We start from the raw sequence: 17,801 nt of genomic DNA on the forward strand, positions 1-17,801 counted from the left end.
GCCGAGAATGATGCGGCGATGCAGTCAGAGCGATGCCACGCGGCCCGGATCGGGACAGGTGCCGACGATACTTCGCGAAGCGGATGAACTTCGCGAAAACGCGAGACGGCGCCCGCGCCCGCTGGAGTATCGCCGCGACCCGCGATTGATCCGACGCGCGGCGCAGGCAATCAGTATAGCGGGGATGCGCGACGGGCAGCAGGGCGTTGCGCGCGCTCGCAATGATTGGGATCGCGATGTTTCATCGGTGTGAACGAGCGCCGCGAACGCGATTCGTATTCAGAGCAATCGCGCGCGTCAAGCAAGCGGCGCCGAATAGAACAGCCGGTTCAACAAGGTACGCACCATCGGTGCCAGCTCGCCGGCCGTCAGCCCGGCGGGGCCGTGGCCCTGCGCGGTCAGCGTATCGGCGGCAAGGCCGTGCAGATAGACGCCCGCGAGCGCCGCCTCGAAGCGTGGCAGATGCTGCGCGAGCAGCGCGCCGATGATGCCGCCGAGCACGTCGCCGGTGCCGCCCGTCGCGAGCGCGGCGTTGCCGGTCGGGTTCAGCGCGAGGCGGCCGTCGGGCGCGGCGATGATCGTGCCGACGCCCTTCAGCACGACGACGCTCGCAAAACGCGCCGCGAGCGCGCGCGCGGCCGCGAGACGGTCGCGTTGCACGCTCGCCGCATCGCTGCCAAGCAGGCGCGCCGCTTCGAGCGGATGCGGAGTGAAAATGCACGGATCGCCTTGCACGCCGCGCGCGGTGACTTCCGCGGCGAGCGCGGGATCCTTGGCGACCAGGTTCAGCGCGTCGGCATCGAACAGCTTGGGCACGTCGAGTTGCAGCACGTCGTGCAGTACCCGCGTCGCGCGTTCGCCGTGCCCCATGCCGCAGCCGATCGCGAGCGCGTCCATCGAATCGAGCGGCAGCGTGTCGATCGGATGCAGCATCAGTTCGGGGTGCGGCGGATCGTAGGGCGGGGCGCCTTCGCCGAGCAGCGCGACGTGGACCTTGCCCGCGCCGGTGTAGAGCGCCGCGCGTGCCGCGAGAATCGGCGCGCCGCACATGCCGGTGTCGCCGCCGACCACCGCGAGGCTGCCGAAGGTGCCCTTGTTGGTCGCGAAGTTGCGTGGGGGCATGAAGGGGCCGAAGAGATCGGGCGCGCTGAGCTGGATCGCCGCACGTGAGGCGCTGGTGGCAGCGTCTGGGCTGCCCCGGCCGTTGATCCCTGCCACGAGCCCGATCGGTGCGACCGTCACTCGCCCGGCGAGATCGCGACCTTGCGCGGTGAAAAGCCCCGGCTTCGCGCCGATGAACGTGATCGTGTGCGTCGCATGGACCGCCGCCGCGCCGTTGTCGCCGATCACCGCGCCGGTGTCGCTGTCGAGCCCGCTGGGCACATCGAGCGCGAGCACGGCGCCTTGTGTCGGGCGCGCCTTCGTGCGCTGCGACAGCTGCCGCGCGAGCGTCGCGAAGACGCCGTCGAGCGGCCGCGCGAGACCGATGCCGAACATACCGTCGACGAGCCAGCCATAGCCGTCGAGCGAGGCGGGCGGCGCCGCGTCGATCGGCACGCCGGCGGCGCGCGCGGCGTCGAGCGCCCAGCGCGCGTCGGCGGGCTTCACTTCAACCGGCATACAGACTTCGACGGCGATGCCGGCCTTGTGCAGTTCGGTCGCGACGACCAGCGCGTCGCCGCCGTTGTTGCCCGGGCCGGCGACCAGCCACGCGCGCTGCTGCGACTTCGTCACCGACGTATCCGCGGCGATCCGTTCGAGCAGCCAGCGCGCGGCCGCGTGACCGGCGCGCGCCATCAGCGTGTGCTCGGGCAGGGCCGCGGCGGCCTGGGATTCGGCGATCCGCAAGTCGGTCAGAGTCAGCAGCGGCAGCGCAAGCGGCTGCGAGTCGGTCAGCGGATCGAAAAGGGAGAGCAGCGAGTTTTCTGCGTCTGTCATGGCGAAACCTGGCGGTGCGCCCGCGGCGCGGCGGGCAGACTTTGGAATCGCTATGTTAGTGCCGATAGGCGCACCGCGTGCGGCTGTTTCGGTGCGTGCGGCGGAAGCGGTGCGATGAACGCGGGGTATCGACAGCGGGCTGTCAGCCCGCCATACCCGCCTGGAACAGCACGAAACCTTACTGGAACCGCTCCGGCCTCAATGCAGCGAGCGTGTCTTGCGGCAACGTCGGCGTCTGTCCCGACATCAGCTGTGCAACGAGCTTGCCCGCGCCGCAGGCGAGGCCCCAGCCGGCCGGGCCATGCCCGACGTTGATGAACAGCCGCGGATGCAGCGCGTTGCCGATCACCGGCAAGCCATCGGGCGACAGCAGTTTCACGCCTTCCCACGGCAGCGCCGCCGAAATGCGCGCGGCGCCCGGAATCCAGTCGTGCGTCGCCTGGCCGAGCAACGCGAGCGCCTCCTTGGTCAGCGCTTCGCCGAGCGGCTTGTCGATCTGGCTCGTGCTTTGCAGCACCGCGCCGCCTGCGATCCGCAGCCGATGGTTCATGCGGCTGATGCCGATGCGCTTGACCGCATCGACGATCGCGACGTGCGGCGCGCATTCCTCGTGCGCGATCGGCGCGACCAGCGAATGCAGCCGCAGCGGATGCAGCGGCAGCCTGAGCCCTGCGCGTTCGAGCAGCGCCAGGCTGCCGTGCCCGGCGGCGACCACGACCGCATCGGCCTGGACCACGTCGATCTCGCGTGAGCGGGGCGCGCCGTCGCGCGGCGCCAGTTCGACCGCCGCGCGCTGACTTTCGAGACGAATGCCGGTCACCTCGCAGTTCGGCATGAACTGCACGCCGCCTTGGGTATCGAGCACCTGTTTGACGAGCTTGGTCAAAAGCGGACAGTTCGCGGTGCGCTCGTGCTCGAACAGCACACCGCCGGCGAATTCAGGATCTGTGGGGACCGCATGCTCGAACGCCGCGCATTCGGCCTGGCTCAGCACGTGATGCGGCACCTCGAACCGGTGCAGCAGATCGAGCGCGGCTGCGTTCAGCTCCCATTCGTGCGCGCTGCGCACGAGGTACAGCAGACCGCTCGTCTGTTCGAATTCGAGGCCGAAGCGGGCTTCAACGTCGGCCATCGCATCGCGCGAGGATTCGATCAGCGGCCGCAGCAGCGCGTACTGGCGCGCGAACGCCTCGGGCTCCTGCCATGCTCCGAGCTGCTTGATGAACTGCCGCGCGGCGCCGTTGAAGCCGGTCTTGCTGATCACGCCATTTTTCGCGTTGTAGCGGCTCGCCATGAAGGTCGGGCCGAACCAGACGTCGAGCGGCGTCGGCAGCACGTTGCCGCCTTGTCCGTAGGTGGCGCCTTGCGCGACGGTCGCGTGACGCTCGACGACGCATACCCGGTGGCCGGCCGCGCGCAGGTGATAAGCGGTGGCGACGCCCGCTATCCCGCCGCCAATGACGATGACATCCATGCTCTGATTCGATGTGCCGACGGGCGGCTCGCGCGCGTTCCCGTTGGCTGTGACATGCGGCGCGCTGCCGGGTGAAGCCCGGGCCGCGTGCGCCGATCTGGTGAAACGCGAATGATAGCAGTCAAAACACCCGCGCGGCGACGCGACGGGCACCGCGGCGACGCGTCGCGCGGGCAGGCGCGGGGCCCGCCGCCCACGCACCCCGGAGCCCGCTGGAAGCCCGTTCCCGGGGTATAATCCCGGACTTCCTTTCCGCCTCACGTCGCCTGCATGCGCGGCTCCCCGGCATCAATGAGCGACGCAACGTCAAGTCCCATGGCCCACTTCTCGTGTTTCCCCGGCGCTTCGGCCCTCTCCGATTTCCGTCAAACCCGCCTGCTCGACACGCTCACGCGCATCGACCCGAATATCACCGGCGTGCGCGGGCAGTATCTGCACTTCGTCAATGCGCAGACCGAACTGTCCGCTGAAGACAGCGCGAAGATCGAGGCGCTGATGCACTACGGCGATCCGTTCGAAGAAGGCAAGGAGCGTGGCGCGGTCGAAACCTTCCTGGTCTTGCCGCGCTTTGGCACCGTGTCGCCGTGGGCCAGCAAGGCAACCGACATCGCGCATCTGTGCGGGCTCACGCAGGTGCGCCGCATCGAGCGCGGCGTCGAGTACTCGGTGACGCTGAAAAGCGGCCTGCTCGGCGGCAAGAAGACGCTGTCGGACGAAGCGCGCGCGGCCGTCGCCGCCGCGCTGCACGATCGCATGACCGAGAGCGTCGCGCCGTCGCGCGACCACGCGTTGCATCTGTTCGACGAATTGCCGGCCAAGCCGCTGCAAACCGTCGACGTGCTCGCGAGCGGCCGCGCCGCGCTCGAAACCGCCAACGCGGAACTGGGCCTCGCGCTCGCCGACGACGAAATCGACTACCTGGTGGACGCATTCACGAAGCTCGGCCGCAATCCGACCGACGTCGAGCTGATGATGTTCGCGCAGGCCAACAGCGAGCACTGCCGCCACAAGATCTTCAACGCGGACTGGACGATCGACGGCGAGAAGCAGGACATGTCGCTGTTCAACATGATCCGCAACACCGAGAAGCTGAACCCGCGGGGCACGATCGTCGCGTATTCGGACAACTCGGCGATCATGGTCGGCGGCATGGCCGAGCGCTGGTTCCCGCGCACGCCGGCCGACCTCGGCGCGAGCGAATTGCCCGAGCACTATGGCCGCAGCGTCGAGCTCACGCACACGCTGATGAAGGTCGAAACGCACAACCACCCGACCGCGATCTCGCCGTTCCCGGGCGCCGCGACTGGCGCCGGCGGCGAAATCCGCGACGAAGGCGCGACCGGCCGCGGCGCGCGTCCGAAGGCGGGCCTCGCGGGCTTCACGGTATCGAACCTCGAACTGCCGGACGGCGTCGAGGCGTGGGAAAACGCCCGCGACACCGCTCAGCCGCTCGCGCAGCGCAATCCGGCCGACCAGCACGAAGCGTACGGCCGCCCGGACCGCATCGCCTCGCCGCTGCAGATCATGATCGACGGCCCGCTCGGCGGCGCCGCGTTCAACAACGAATTCGGCCGGCCGAACCTCGGCGGCTACTTCCGCACCTACGAGCAGAACGTCGCGGGTCTCGTGCGCGGCTATCACAAGCCGATCATGATCGCGGGCGGCATCGGCAATATCTCCGACGAGCACACGCACAAGCACGATCTGCCGGAAGGCTCGCTGCTGATCCAGATCGGCGGCCCGGGCATGCGCATCGGCATGGGCGGCGGCGCCGCGAGCTCGATGGCGACCGGCACCAACACCGCCGAGCTCGACTTCGACTCGGTGCAGCGCGGCAACCCGGAAATCGAGCGACGCGCGCAGGAAGTGATCAACGCGTGCTGGCAGCTCGGCGACAAGAACCCGATCCTCAGTATTCACGACGTCGGCGCGGGCGGTCTGTCGAACGCGTTCCCCGAAGTGGTGGACGGTGCGGGCAAGGGCGCACTGTTCGAACTGCGCAAGATCCAGCTCGAAGAAAGCGGTCTGTCGCCGCGCGAAATCTGGTCGAACGAAGCGCAGGAGCGCTACGTGCTGGCGATCGCGCCGGCCGATCTGCTGGTGTTCGAGGCGATGTGCAAGCGCGAGCGCTGCCCGTTCGCGGTGATCGGCACGGCCACCGCCGAGCGTCAGCTGAAGCTGATCGATGCCGAACAGCAGGAAGGCGCGCATCAGCCAGTCGATATGCCGATGGAAGTGCTGCTCGGCAAGGCGCCGCGTATGCACCGCGACGTAAAGCGTGCCGAGCGCAGGCTCGAACCGGTCGACGTGACCGGCCTCGCGCTGCAGGACGTCGCGCAGAGCGTGCTGCGTCATCCGACGGTCGCGAGCAAGTCGTTTCTGATCACGATCGGCGACCGCTCGGTCGGCGGCACAACCGCGCGCGATCAGATGGTCGGTCCGTGGCAGGTGCCGGTGGCCGACGTCGCGATCACGACGATGGATTACGCAGGCTTCAGCGGCGAAGCGATGACGATGTCCGAGCGCACGCCGCTCGCCGTCATCAACGCACCGGCCTCTGGCCGTATGGCAGTCGGCGAGGCGATCACCAACATCGCGGCGGCGCCGATCGCGTCGCTCGACAAAATCAAGCTGTCGGCCAACTGGATGGCCGCGTGCGGCGCGCCTGGCGAAGACGCCGCGCTCTACGACACGGTCAAGGCGATCGGCATGGAACTGTGCCCGGCGCTCGGTATCGGCATTCCGGTCGGCAAGGATTCGCTGTCGATGCGCACCCGCTGGGAAGAGAGCGGCGTCGCGAAGGAAGTGGTCGCGCCGGTGTCGCTGATCATCTCCGCGTTCGCGCCGGTTGAAGACGTCCGCAAGCATCTGACGCCGCAACTGCAGCGTGTGAGCGAAGTCGGCGAGTCGGTGCTGATCGCGATCGATCTCGGCCGCGGCAAGCAGCGTCTGGGCGGCAGCATTCTCGCGCAAGTCACGCAGCAGGTCGGCGACACGGTGCCGGACGTCGACGATCCGGAAGATCTGAAGCGCTTTTTCAACGCGATCCAGTCGCTCAATAGCGACGGCAAGCTGCTCGCGTACCACGACCGCTCGGACGGCGGGCTGTGGGCGACGGTCTGCGAAATGGCGTTCGCGGGTTACGCGGGCGTGTCGCTGAACGTCGACATGCTCGTGCTCGACCCGCATCACGAATCCGATTACGGCGACGCGAAGGACTGGGCGAAGCAGACCAGCGGCCGCCGCGAAGACCGCACGCTGCGCGCGCTCTTCAACGAAGAGCTCGGCGCCGTCGTGCAAGTGCGCGCGGCCGATCGCGACGTTGTGCTCGCCGCGCTGCGCGAACACGGTCTGTCGGCCTGCTCGCACGTGATCGGCAAGACCAACGAGCGCGACGTGATCGAGATCTATCGCGACGCGAAGAAGCTTTATGAAGCGCCGCGCGCCGAACTGCATCGCACGTGGAGCGAAGTCAGCTGGCGCATCGCGCGTCTGCGCGACAACCCGGCTTGCGCCGACGCCGAATACGACGCGCTGCTCGACGCGGCCGACCCGGGCATCACGCCGATGCTGAGCTTCGATCCGGCAGACGACGTCGCCGCACCGTTCATCCCCCAAGGGGACTTCCTTCGGGGCGTCGGCAAGGGCGCGCGTCCGCGCGTCGCGATCCTGCGCGAGCAGGGCGTGAACTCGCATCTGGAGACGGCCTATGCATTCGATCGCGCCGGCTTCGACGCGCACGACGTGCACATGAGCGACCTGCTCGCGGGCCGCGCGAACCTCGCCGATTTCGCGGGTGCGGTCGCGTGCGGCGGCTTCTCGTACGGCGATACGCTGGGCGCCGGCGAAGGCTGGGCCAAGACGATCCGCTTCAACGCGCAACTGGCCGACATGTTCGCCGCGTTCTTCAGTCGTGGCGACACGTTCGCACTCGGCATCTGCAACGGCTGCCAGATGATGAGCAGCCTCGCGTCGATGATCCCCGGCGCCGAAGCATGGCCGAAGTTCACGCGCAACAAGTCGGAGAAGTTCGAGGCGCGCTTCTCGCTCGTCGAGGTGCAGGCATCGCCGTCGCTCTTTTTCGCCGGCATGGAAGGCTCGCGCATTCCGGTCGCGGTCGCGCACGGCGAAGGCTTTGCGGACTTCTCGCAGCAGGGCGACAAGTCGAAGGTCGCGGTCGCGATGCGCTATGTCGATCACCGTGATCAGGCGACCGAGCAGTATCCGTTCAACCCGAACGGTTCGCCCGAGGGCATCACATCGGTCACGACGGCCGACGGCCGCTTCACGGTGCTGATGCCGCACATGGAGCGCGTGCATCGCGCGGTGCAGATGAGCTGGCATCCGCAGGGCTGGGGCGAGATCGGCACGGACGCGAGCCCGTGGCTGCGCGTGTTCCAGAACGCGCGTCGCTGGCTCGGTTGATGAGTCGAGGGGCTGCCGCCCGCGTGCTGCGGCTCCTGTTTGCGGCAGCCACGCACGCCGCCGCTGCAAATCTTGCAGCAACAAAAAAGCCGCCCACGGGCGGCTTTATCGCATTCAGGCTTCAGAGCCAGGCGGACTATCCGAAGACGATCTTCCCGCCGACCCTTACTGAATCTTCGCGTTTTTGCGCAGATTCTCTTCGAACGCCTGCAGCTTTTCCTGCTGGATCTGCTGCACGATCTGCGCGCGCACCTGCTCGAGCGGCGGCGGCGTGACGGCGCGGATGTCGTCGACACGGATGATGTGCCAGCCGAATTGCGTATGCACCGGCGTGTCGGTTATCTGGCCTTTCTGCAGATGCGTGGCCGCGTCCGCGAATTCAGGTACGTAGGCCTTCGGGTCCGACCAGTCGAGATCGCCGCCGTTCTTGCCCGATCCCGGGTCCTTCGAGTACTGCTTGGCCAGGTTCTCGAAGCTCGCGCCGGCCTTGATCTTCGCGATCAGGTCCTTCGCCTGTTGCTCGTTGTCGACGAGGATATGGTGCAGGTGATATTCCTTGCCGCCCGCATCCTTGACGAGCGCGTTGTAGCGCGCGGTGACTTCGGCGTCGGTCGGCTGATTGTTCTTCACGAAGTCTTCGATCAGCGCGCGCAGCACGACAGTTTGCTGCGCGACCGCGATTTGCGCCTTGACGTCCGGACGGTTCGGCAGCCCGCGACGCAGCGCTTCCTGCATCAGGATTTCGCGATTCACGAGCTCTTCGCGCACGGCCTGCTGCAGCTGCGGCGTGTCCTGCTGTCCCTGGTGAACCAGTTGCTGGATCAATGCATCGGCGCGCGACTTCGGAATCGGCGTACCGTTCACCACGGCGATGTTCTGTGCGAATGCAGGTGCGGCCGCGAACGCAGCCAGCAATACCCAGAGGCGGGTTTTCTTCAAGGTCATCGAAAGGTTCCTAGCGGGGCAACAAAGCAAATTCTTCGGGCGTATACGCCGTGATGGCAAGGGCATGAATGCCGCGCTGCATGGCATCGGCCAGCGCATCATACACCATGCGATGCCGCGCCACGCGGGGCTTACCGGCAAACGCGACGGCCACGATCGTGACACTGAAATGACCGCCGGCCGAGGCGCCGGCATGGCCCGCGTGCTGCGCGCTGTCATCGGTGATGCGGATCGATTCGACGGGCGCGAGCGCGGCCGCGAGGCGCGCCTCGATCAGCGCGGCGCGCTCGGCGGTGGTGGCGTGCATGAACAGGTCGCTCATGTCATTCCTCCTTCATGTACTTCGACAGCCACAGGCTCTGTCCGACGATGAACACGAGCAGGCAGCCGGTCGCGCCGAACAGTTTGAAATTGACCCACTGATCCGTCGTGTAGTGATACGCGACGAACAGGTTCAGCAGACCGAGCAGCACGAAAAACACCGCCCAGATCCGGTTCAGCTTGCCCCAGATCGCGTGCGGCAGCGTGATCTGCTTGCCCATCATCGCTTCGATCAGGTTCTTGTTGAAGCCGAGCTGCGACACGATCAGCGCGACCGAAAACGCCCAGTACAGCACGGTCGGCTTCCATTTGATGAAGGTGTCGTTGTGCAGCACGAGCGTCGCGCCGCCGAATACCACGACGACGCCGAGGCTCACCCACAGCATCGGATCGACCTTGCGGTGGCGGAACGCCACCCACGCGATCTGCACCAGCGTGGCGACGATCGCCACTGCCGTCGCCGTGAAAATGCCCCAGATCTTGAAGGCCACGAAGAACAGGATGATCGGGAACAGATCGAACAGGAATTTCATTATCTGATCGGGAAGTCGGAGAGTGAGTCGAACGTTGAAGCGCGCCCGCCTGGCGTGCAAGGTGCGCGGTGCCCGCTGGCGAGCGGGACTGCCGCATTGGAAGGGCGCCGCGCGCACTTCCAGTGCGGCGCCGAAGGCGGGCAGGGATGCTGCCGCGCCGCGTTACTTGGGCTCGAATTGTAACGCAGCCGAATTGATGCAGTAACGCAGACCGGTCGGCGCCGGTCCGTCCTCGAAGACGTGGCCCAGATGCGCGCCGCAGTTCTTGCACTGCACCTCGATGCGCAGCATGCCGTGTGAGCGGTCGGTCTTCTCGGCGATCACCTCGCCGTTGATGGGGCGGAAATAGCTCGGCCAGCCGCAGCCGGCGTCGAACTTGGTGTCCGATTCGAACAGCGGCGTGCCGCAGCACACGCAGTCGTAGATACCGCGTTCCCAGTGATCGCTGTAGCGGCCGGAGAAGGGACGCTCGGTCGCCGCATGGCGCGTCACCTGGTATTCGATGTCCGACAGCTGTTCGCGCCATTCGGCGTCGCTCTTCTGCACGGCTGGGGCATCATGCTTGAGATCGTCGGGGTTGCTCATGGTCGGGTTCCTGTCTCGGGTTTGTCTCAGTGTTTTCTGGCGAGGCAGCCGTGGCATTCAGCTGCGCCGATGCGTCACGACGAACAGCTCACTTCCAGTGAGTTCGCCCAGTCGGGCGGCAGGCCCGCATACGACGCGTATTCGGGCTGCTCGTCGAACGGGTGACGCAACACGGCCGCGAGCCGTTCCACCTCGGAGAAATCCTTCTCCTTCGCGCGTTGGATCGCCGTTTCCGCCAGATGGTTGCGAAGTACGAATTTGGGGTTCACGCGATTCATTGCAATGGCGCGCGCAACGTCGTCGCGTGACTCTTCGGCGAGTCGCGCGCGATAGTCGTTCGCCCATGCGTCGAAGGCGACGCGATCGAGGAACAGGTCGCGCACCGGCGTATCGCCGCTCGCATCGTGTTTCGACAGGCGCGCGAGAGTGCGGAACGTCAGCGTGAAATCGGCGCGGTTCGCGTGCATCACTTCGAACAGCCGGTTGACCAGCGCGTCGTCGCCGTCGCGCGCCTGTTCGAGGCCGAGCTTCGCGCGCATGCGGTTTTCGAGCGCTGGCGCGAAACGGTCCTTGAAGCCGGCGAGCACGTGCTGCGCATCTTCGACCGCCTTGTCGGCGCGCACGCTTTCGTCGTGCTTCTCGCCGAACAACGGCAGCAGTCCCTGCGCGAGGCAGAACAGGTTCCAGTACGCGATTTGCGGCTGCAGCCGGTAGGCGTAGCGGCCCTGCGTATCGGAGTGATTGCAGATGTGGCCGGCATCGAAGCCATCCATGAAACCGAACGGGCCGTAGTCGATCGTCAGGCCCAGGATCGACATGTTGTCGGTATTCATCACGCCGTGACAGAAACCGACCGCCTGCCAGTCGACCATCAGATCCGCGGTGGAGCGCACCGCCTCGGCGAGCAGCGCCAGATACGGATCGTCGGCCTCCTTGCAATGCGGATAGAAGCGCTCGATGACGTGATCGGCGAGCGCGCGCAACGCGTCGACACGATCGTTCGCGTAGAAGTGCTCGAAGTGGCCGAAGCGCACGAAGCTCGGCGCGACGCGCGTGACCACCGCGGCGGTTTCGATCGTCTCGCGCCGCACCGGCTGGTCGGAGCCGATCACGCACAATGCGCGCGTGGTCGGAATGCCGAGATGATGCATCGCCTCCGAGCACAGATATTCGCGGATCGACGAGCGCAGCACCGCGCGGCCGTCGCCCATGCGCGAATAGGGCGTGCGGCCCGCGCCTTTGAGCTGCAGTTCGTTGCGCTCGCCGTCGTGTTCGAGCTCACCCAGACCGAGCGCGCGGCCGTCGCCGAGCTGGCCGGCCCACACGCCGAACTGATGCCCCGAGTACACCGACGCGTAAGGCAGCGTGTCGGTCGGCCAGTCGCGCGTCGCGTTGCCGCAGAACAGCTCGATAAAGCCCGGATCGCGCTCGATGCCCTCGGGCATCCCGAGCCGCGCGGCGGTCCCGGCCGAGAAGCCGACGAGATAGGGTGCGTCGAGCGGCGCGGCGGGCAGGCGCGTGAGGAACGTGCCGCCGAGCCGCGCGAACGCGTTGGCTGGGGGAGTGGCGAGTGTGTTGGAAAGATCCGTCAAAGCTGCGGATAGCCCTGCAAAGCTTGGGGAAAACGACATGTTGAGCGCCTCTGGATTAGCCGATATTGTAAGTCCGCGCCCGCGGCGCTGCTGGGCGGCCGCCTTCATCGTTCGGACCACGCTGCTGCGCTCGACGCCGCCAGATCTTCCGCCAACCCATCGACCCACTAACAAGCCGAGGAGACCCCGCCTTATGACGACGCCGCTGCTGGGCCAGATGATGGACGTGCCGCTCACCGTGTCATCGTTGCTCGCGCATGCCGCGCGGCATTTCGGCAGCACCGGGATCGTGTCGCGGCGCATCGAAGGCGACCTGCATCGCTACACCTATCGCGATTGCGAGCAGCGCGCGAAGCAACTCGCGCAGGCGCTCATCGCGCTCGGTGTCGAACCGGGCGAACGCGTCGCGACGCTCGCGTGGAACGGCTACCGGCATCTCGAAGCGTATTACGGCACCACCGGGTTCGGCGCCGTGTGTCACACGATCAACCCGCGGCTTTTCCCCGACCAGATCGCCTACATCGTCAATCATGCCGACGACGCGTACGTGCTGTTCGACACGACGTTCGCCGCGCTGGTCGACACGCTCGCGCCGCAGTGCCCGCGCGTGCGCGGCTGGATCGCACTATGCGATGAAGCGCATCGGCCGCCGATGCAAACGTCGGTGCTGTGCTACGAAACGCTGATGGACGGGCAGGACGGCCGCTTCGACTGGCCCGCGCTCGACGAGCGCCAGGCGTCGTATCTCTGCTATACGTCGGGCACGACCGGCAATCCGAAAGGCGCGCTGTATAGCCATCGCTCGACGGTGCTGCACGCGTTCGGCGCGGCGTTGCCCGACGCAATGAACCTGTCGGCGCGCGACTCGGTGCTGCCCATCGTGCCGATGTTCCATGTCAACGCATGGGGCCTCGCGCACGCGGGGCCGCTGACCGGCGCGAAGCTCGTGTTCCCCGGCAAGGATCTCGACGGCAAGTCGCTGTACGAACTGATGGAGAGCGAACGCGTCACGTGCTCGGCCGGCGTGCCGACCGTGTGGCTCGGTCTGCTGAACCACCTGCGCGAAACGGGCGCGAGGTTTTCGTCGCTCGAGCGCACGGTGATCGGCGGTTCCGCCTGTCCGCCCGCGATGCTGCGGATACTCGAGGACGACTACGGCGTGCAGGTGATCCATGCATGGGGCATGACGGAGATGTCGCCGCTCGGTACCTTGTCGAAGCTGACCTGGGAGCAGAGCCAGCGGCCGCTCGCAGATCAGCGCAAACTGCTCGAAAAGCAGGGTCATGCGATCTACGGCGTCGACATGAAGATCGTCGGCGAGGATGGCCGCGAGCTGCCTTGGGATGGCGTCGCGTTCGGCGATCTGCACGTGCGCGGGCCGTGGGTCATCGACCGGTATTTCCGCAAGGAAGACTCGCCGCTCATCGACGGCTGGTTCCCGACCGGCGACGTCGCGACGATCGACCCCGACAGCTTCCTGCACATCACCGATCGCTCGAAGGACGTGATCAAGTCGGGCGGCGAATGGATCAGCTCGATCGACGTCGAGAACGTCGCGCTCGCGCATCCGGCGGTCGCGGAAGCCGCGTGCATCGCGTGCGCGCATCCGAAGTGGACCGAGCGCCCGTTGCTCGTCGTCGTCAAACGCGCGGGGCAAGACGTCACCCGCGACGAACTGCTCGCGTACTACGACGGCAAGGTCGCGAAGTGGTGGATCCCCGACGACGTCGTGTTCGTCGACGAACTACCGCACACGGCGACCGGCAAGCTGCAGAAGCTGAAGCTGCGCGATCTGTTCCGCGACCACGTGCTGCCGTCCGCGCTCGAAGACGGCCGCAGCTGTCCGCTGACCCCGAGTCCCAGGGGAAACCCCACTCTGGAATAAATTGAACGTTCGTTCTTTTTTGGTGTATCGTGCCTGCTGACCCCGGAACCGTCGCTTGAAAAAGTCTGACCATAAGCAGGCTCGATGAACCGGACGGGCGGCGTATCACGCGCCGCCTCAATGCATGGATCGCACGGAGGCACGCAGATGGCAGTGGACTACATAAATCATGACGGCGTGGCCGTCCTCACGCTGAACAATCCGCCCGTCAATGGGCTCGGTCTGTCGACGCGCGTGGGTATCGTCGAAGGGCTCGAGCGCGCGCAGAACGATCCGGCCATCAAGGTCATCGTGCTGACGGGCGCGGGCAAGGCTTTTTCGGGCGGCGCCGACATCACCGAATTCAATACGCCGAAGGCGACCCAGGAGCCGACGCTCGCGACCGTCATCAAGGCCGTTGAAGGCAGCGCGAAGCCGGTCGTCGCGGCGATCCACAGCGTCGCGATGGGCGGCGGCCTCGAACTTGCCCTCGGCGCGCATTACCGCGTCGCCGCGGCCGGCGCGCAGATCGCGCTGCCCGAAGTGAAGCTCGGCATCCTGCCGGGCGCGGGCGGCACGCAGCGTCTGCCGCGCGCTATCGGTCTGGAAGCGTCGCTGAACATGATCGTGTCGGGCGCGCCGGTGCTCTCGGAAAAGCTCGCCGATTCGGGGCTGTTCGACGAAGTCGTCGCGAATCCCGCCGAACTGGCCGAAGCCGCGCTCGCGTTCGCGCGCAAGGTCGGCGCCGCGGCCGGCCCGCATCCGAAGGTGCGCGACCGCAAGATCGAACATCCGAATGCGGCCGGTTTCATCCAGTTCGCGCGCAATAGTGTCGCGGCAATCGCGAAGAACTTCCCGGCGCCGCATAAATGCATCGACGCGGTCGAAGCCGGTGTGAAGGACGGCTTCGACAAGGGCCTCGCATTCGAGCGCGAATGCTTCATCGCGCTCGTGCAGACGCCGGAGAGCCGCGCGCTGCGTCACGCGTTCTTCGGTGAGCGGGCGGCGAGCAAGATTCCCGACGTGCCGTCGGATACTTCGGTGCGCGACATCGATCGGGTCGCCGTGATCGGCGCCGGCACGATGGGCGGCGGCATCGCGATGAACTTCCTGAACGCGGGCATTCCGGTCACGCTGCTGGAAACGAAGCAGGAAGCGCTCGACCGCGGTCTCGCGACGATCCGCAAGAACTACGAGGCGACCGTCAGGAAAGGCAAGCTGAAGCCCGAGGTGATGGAACAGCGCCTCGCGCTGCTGAGCCCGACGCTCTCCTACGACGACCTGAAGCACGCCGACATGATCGTCGAAGCCGTGTTCGAAGAGCTGGGCGTGAAGGAGCAGGTGTTCCGCCGGCTCGATGAAGTCGCGAAGCCCGGTGCGATCCTCGCGTCGAACACGTCGACGCTCGACGTCGACAAGATCGCCGCGTTCACGAAACGTCCGCAGGATGTGGTCGGCATGCACTTCTTCAGCCCGGCCAACGTGATGAAGCTGCTCGAAGTCGTGCGTGGCAAGGAGACCGCGAAGGACGTGCTCGCCACCGTGATGAAGCTCGCGAAGAAGATCAGGAAGACCGCGGTGGTGTCGGGCGTGTGCGACGGCTTTATCGGCAACCGGATGATCGAGCAATACGTTCGTCAGGCGCTCTTCATGCTCGAAGAGGGCGCGTTGCCAGCGCAGGTGGACAAGGCCATCGAGAAGTTCGGCTTCGCGATGGGTCCGTTCCGCATGAGCGACCTCGCCGGCAACGACATCGGCTGGGCGATCCGCAAGCGCCGCTATCTCGAACACCCCGACATGCACTACTCGAAGATCGCCGACCGTCTGTGCGAGATGGGCCGCTTCGGCCAGAAGACCGGCGGCGGCTGGTACGACTACAAGGCGGGCGATCGCACCGCATACCCTTCGGGCGTGGTCAACGAAATGATCGGTGAGTACTCGAAGGAAACCAACTCTGAGCGCCGCAAGATCAGCGACGAGGAAATCGTCGAGCGTCTGGTGTTCGCGCTCGTCAACGAAGGCGCGAAGATTCTCGAGGAAGGCATCGCGTCGAAGGCGTCGGATATCGACATGGTCTATCTGACCGGCTACGGCTTCCCCTTGCATCGCGGCGGCCCGATGCTGTACGCGGACACGGTGGGGCTCTACAACGTCGAGCGCGCGATTCGCCGCTATGCGGCGCGGCCGAACGGCGACGCGTGGAAGCTCGCGCCGAGCATCGCGAAGCTCGCGGCCGAAGGTCGCGGGTTCAACGGCTGAGCGCGGCTGGCTTCAGCCCACGAATTGAGCGGTGCGGGTTTCCCCCGCATCGCTCGCATCAAACGACAGAGGCGGCGCGGTGATGCGCATTTGAACGCACGGCAGTGAGCCGGCGCGCCACTTTTGACACTGCAATTGGAGACATGCATGACTGACGCCGTAATCGTATCCACCGCCCGCACGGGTCTCGCCAAATCGTGGCGCGGCGGTTTCAACATGACGCACGGCGCGACGCTCGGCGGCCACGTGACGCAGGCTGCGGTCGAGCGCGCGAAGCTCGATCCGGCGCGCGTCGAGGACGTGATCATGGGTTGCGCGAATCCGGAAGGCGCGACGGGCGGCAATATCGCGCGGCAGATCGCATTGCGCGCGGGCTTGCCGGTCAGCGTGCCGGGCATGACCGTGAACCGTTTCTGCTCGTCGGGATTGCAGACGATCGCGCTCGCGTCGCAGCGCGTGATCGCCGGCGAGGGCGACGTGTACGTCGCGGGTGGCGTCGAGTCGATCTCGTGCGTGCAGAACGAGATGAACGGCCACATGATGACCGACGGCTGGCTCACCGAGCACAAGCCGGAAATCTACTGGTCGATGCTGCAGACCGCCGAGAACGTCGCGAAGCGCTACTCGATCTCGAAGGAACGCCAGGACGAATACGGCGTGCGCTCGCAGCAACGCGCGGCGGCCGCGCTCGAAGCCGGTAAATTCAAGGACGAAATCGTGCCGTTGACGGTGCTCGCCGGCGTCGCCGACAAGGCGAGCGGCCGTCTCTACACGAAGGAAGTGACCGTCAGCAGCGACGAAGGCATTCGCGCCGACACGACGCTCGAAGGCGTGTCGAAGATCCGCACCGCGCAGCCGGGCGGCGTGATCACCGCGGGCAATGCGAGCCAGTTCTCGGACGGCGCATCCGCTTGCGTCGTGATGAACGCGACGCTGGCCGAACGCGAAGGGCTGCAACCGCTCGGCATCTTCCGCGGCTTCGCGGTGGCCGGCTGCGAGCCCGACGAGATGGGCATCGGGCCGGTGTTCGCGGTGCCGAAGCTGTTGAAGAAGGCGCGGCCTCAAGGTCGAGGACATCGGCCTGTGGGAACTGAACGAAGCGTTCGCGGTGCAGGTGCTCTATTGCGCCGACCAGCTCGGCATTGCGCACGACCGCCTGAACGTGAACGGCGGCGCGATCGCGGTGGGCCATCCGTACGGCGTGTCGGGAGCGCGGCTCGTCGGCCATGCGCTGATCGAAGGCAAGCGGCGCGGCGTGAAGTTCGTCGTCGTGACGATGTGCATCGGCGGCGGGCAGGGCGCGGCGGGTTTGTTCGAAGTGGTTTGAGCGGGCGTGGGCCGGCGTCATTACGAGCCCGTGTCCGACGACGGCAGGCTCAGCGTCCCCTGATCGGTGAATCGCGTCGTACCGGTCACGCCACCCGCGAGCTTGCCGCGCAGAACGTACGGAACCTGTCCCGACTGCGCGGCGCCGGCTAGCGCAAAGGCTTGACGAACCGCGGCGAAAGCCGGCACGGTCAGCGGCACGGTGACGACGGTTTCACCGAAGCGCGGCACGGTGCCGCTCTGGTCGCTGACGCCGCTGGCGAACGGCTTGCCGTTCAGCTCGAGATCGACCGACACGCCGTTGAAGCTGATCGCGGAGTCGTTGGGATTCTGCACGCGCAGCTTGACGTTGAAGCGCATCTCCATGCCCTGGCCAGCGATCGGCTCGATGCCCGCCACATTGACGCGCAACGGGTCGGCGCCGAACAGGCCCGCGCAGCCAGCGAGTGTCAGCGTGACAGCGACGACGGCGGCGAACAGGCGCCACACCCGTGAGACCAGGCCCGGCTGCAGCGCGCGAAAGAATGACATGACCTGCA

General features: G+C 66.5%; 11 protein-coding genes and 1 pseudogene. 4 read left to right on the forward strand and 8 right to left on the reverse strand.

All coding sequences use genetic code 11. The features are described 5' to 3' along the window. Positions 1–297 precede the first annotated feature (297 nt). Both OKW41_RS30770 and OKW41_RS30775 read right to left on the reverse strand, forming a co-directional pair. Positions 298–1,938: an NAD(P)H-hydrate dehydratase gene (locus OKW41_RS30770; RefSeq protein WP_429574990.1), complete on the reverse strand. Its 1,641-nt coding sequence runs from the start codon at positions 1,936–1,938 to the stop codon at positions 298–300. Positions 1,939–2,116: 178 nt separating this feature from the next. Then, positions 2,117–3,412, reverse strand: coding sequence for an NAD(P)/FAD-dependent oxidoreductase (locus OKW41_RS30775; RefSeq protein WP_429574991.1), 1,296 nt, complete (start codon positions 3,410–3,412; stop codon positions 2,117–2,119). A gap of 315 nt (positions 3,413–3,727) precedes the next feature. On the opposite strand from OKW41_RS30775, the gene purL reads away from it, so the two are divergent. After that, positions 3,728–7,837, forward strand: coding sequence for a phosphoribosylformylglycinamidine synthase (gene purL, locus OKW41_RS30780; protein ID WP_429574992.1), 4,110 nt, complete (start codon positions 3,728–3,730; stop codon positions 7,835–7,837). A gap of 165 nt (positions 7,838–8,002) precedes the next feature. Here the strand turns inward: purL and OKW41_RS30785 are convergent, their stop codons facing one another. From OKW41_RS30785 to OKW41_RS30805, 5 genes are all read right to left on the reverse strand, one after another. Beyond that, positions 8,003–8,782 (reverse strand): peptidylprolyl isomerase, encoded by a 780-nt coding sequence (locus OKW41_RS30785; protein WP_429574993.1) that lies wholly within the window; start codon positions 8,780–8,782, stop codon positions 8,003–8,005. A 10-nt stretch (positions 8,783–8,792) separates the two neighbouring features. Next, positions 8,793–9,104, reverse strand: a complete 312-nt coding sequence (locus tag OKW41_RS30790) for a BolA family protein (protein ID WP_187635237.1) — start codon at positions 9,102–9,104, stop codon at positions 8,793–8,795. 1 nt (position 9,105) lies between these two features. Next, entirely contained in the window at positions 9,106–9,636 is a 531-nt protein-coding gene (locus OKW41_RS30795; protein ID WP_429449732.1) for a septation protein A, read from the reverse strand. Between the two features lie 162 nt (positions 9,637–9,798). After that, complete coding sequence (gene msrB, locus OKW41_RS30800) at positions 9,799–10,221, reverse strand: peptide-methionine (R)-S-oxide reductase MsrB (protein WP_429574994.1); 423 nt, start codon at positions 10,219–10,221, stop codon at positions 9,799–9,801. Between the two features lie 74 nt (positions 10,222–10,295). Next, on the reverse strand, positions 10,296–11,852 hold the full coding sequence (locus OKW41_RS30805) for a protein adenylyltransferase SelO (RefSeq protein ID WP_429574995.1): 1,557 nt from the start codon (positions 11,850–11,852) through the stop codon (positions 10,296–10,298). Positions 11,853–12,006: 154 nt separating this feature from the next. Between OKW41_RS30805 and OKW41_RS30810 the strand changes: the two genes are divergently transcribed. The 3 genes and pseudogenes from OKW41_RS30810 (at position 12,007) to OKW41_RS30820 (ending at position 17,263) form a co-directional block, all read left to right on the forward strand. After that, complete coding sequence (locus OKW41_RS30810) at positions 12,007–13,698, forward strand: 3-(methylthio)propionyl-CoA ligase (RefSeq protein WP_429574996.1); 1,692 nt, start codon at positions 12,007–12,009, stop codon at positions 13,696–13,698. 147 nt (positions 13,699–13,845) lie between these two features. Further along, positions 13,846–15,936 carry a 3-hydroxyacyl-CoA dehydrogenase NAD-binding domain-containing protein gene (locus tag OKW41_RS30815; protein WP_429574997.1) on the forward strand — a complete coding sequence of 697 codons (2,091 nt, stop codon included), beginning with the start codon at positions 13,846–13,848 and terminating at the stop codon, positions 15,934–15,936. Positions 15,937–16,083: 147 nt separating this feature from the next. After that, positions 16,084–17,263: pseudogene (locus tag OKW41_RS30820) on the forward strand (acetyl-CoA C-acyltransferase). A gap of 20 nt (positions 17,264–17,283) precedes the next feature. On the opposite strand, the gene OKW41_RS30825 reads toward OKW41_RS30820, so the two are convergent. Then, positions 17,284–17,793, reverse strand: a complete 510-nt coding sequence (locus OKW41_RS30825) for an LEA type 2 family protein (protein WP_429574998.1) — start codon at positions 17,791–17,793, stop codon at positions 17,284–17,286. Between the last annotated feature and the right edge of the window lie 8 nt (positions 17,794–17,801).

Origin of the sequence: Paraburkholderia sp. UCT70, from assembly GCF_050434085.1 — a bacterium.
Classification (GTDB): Bacteria; Pseudomonadota; Gammaproteobacteria; order Burkholderiales; family Burkholderiaceae; genus Paraburkholderia; species Paraburkholderia tuberum.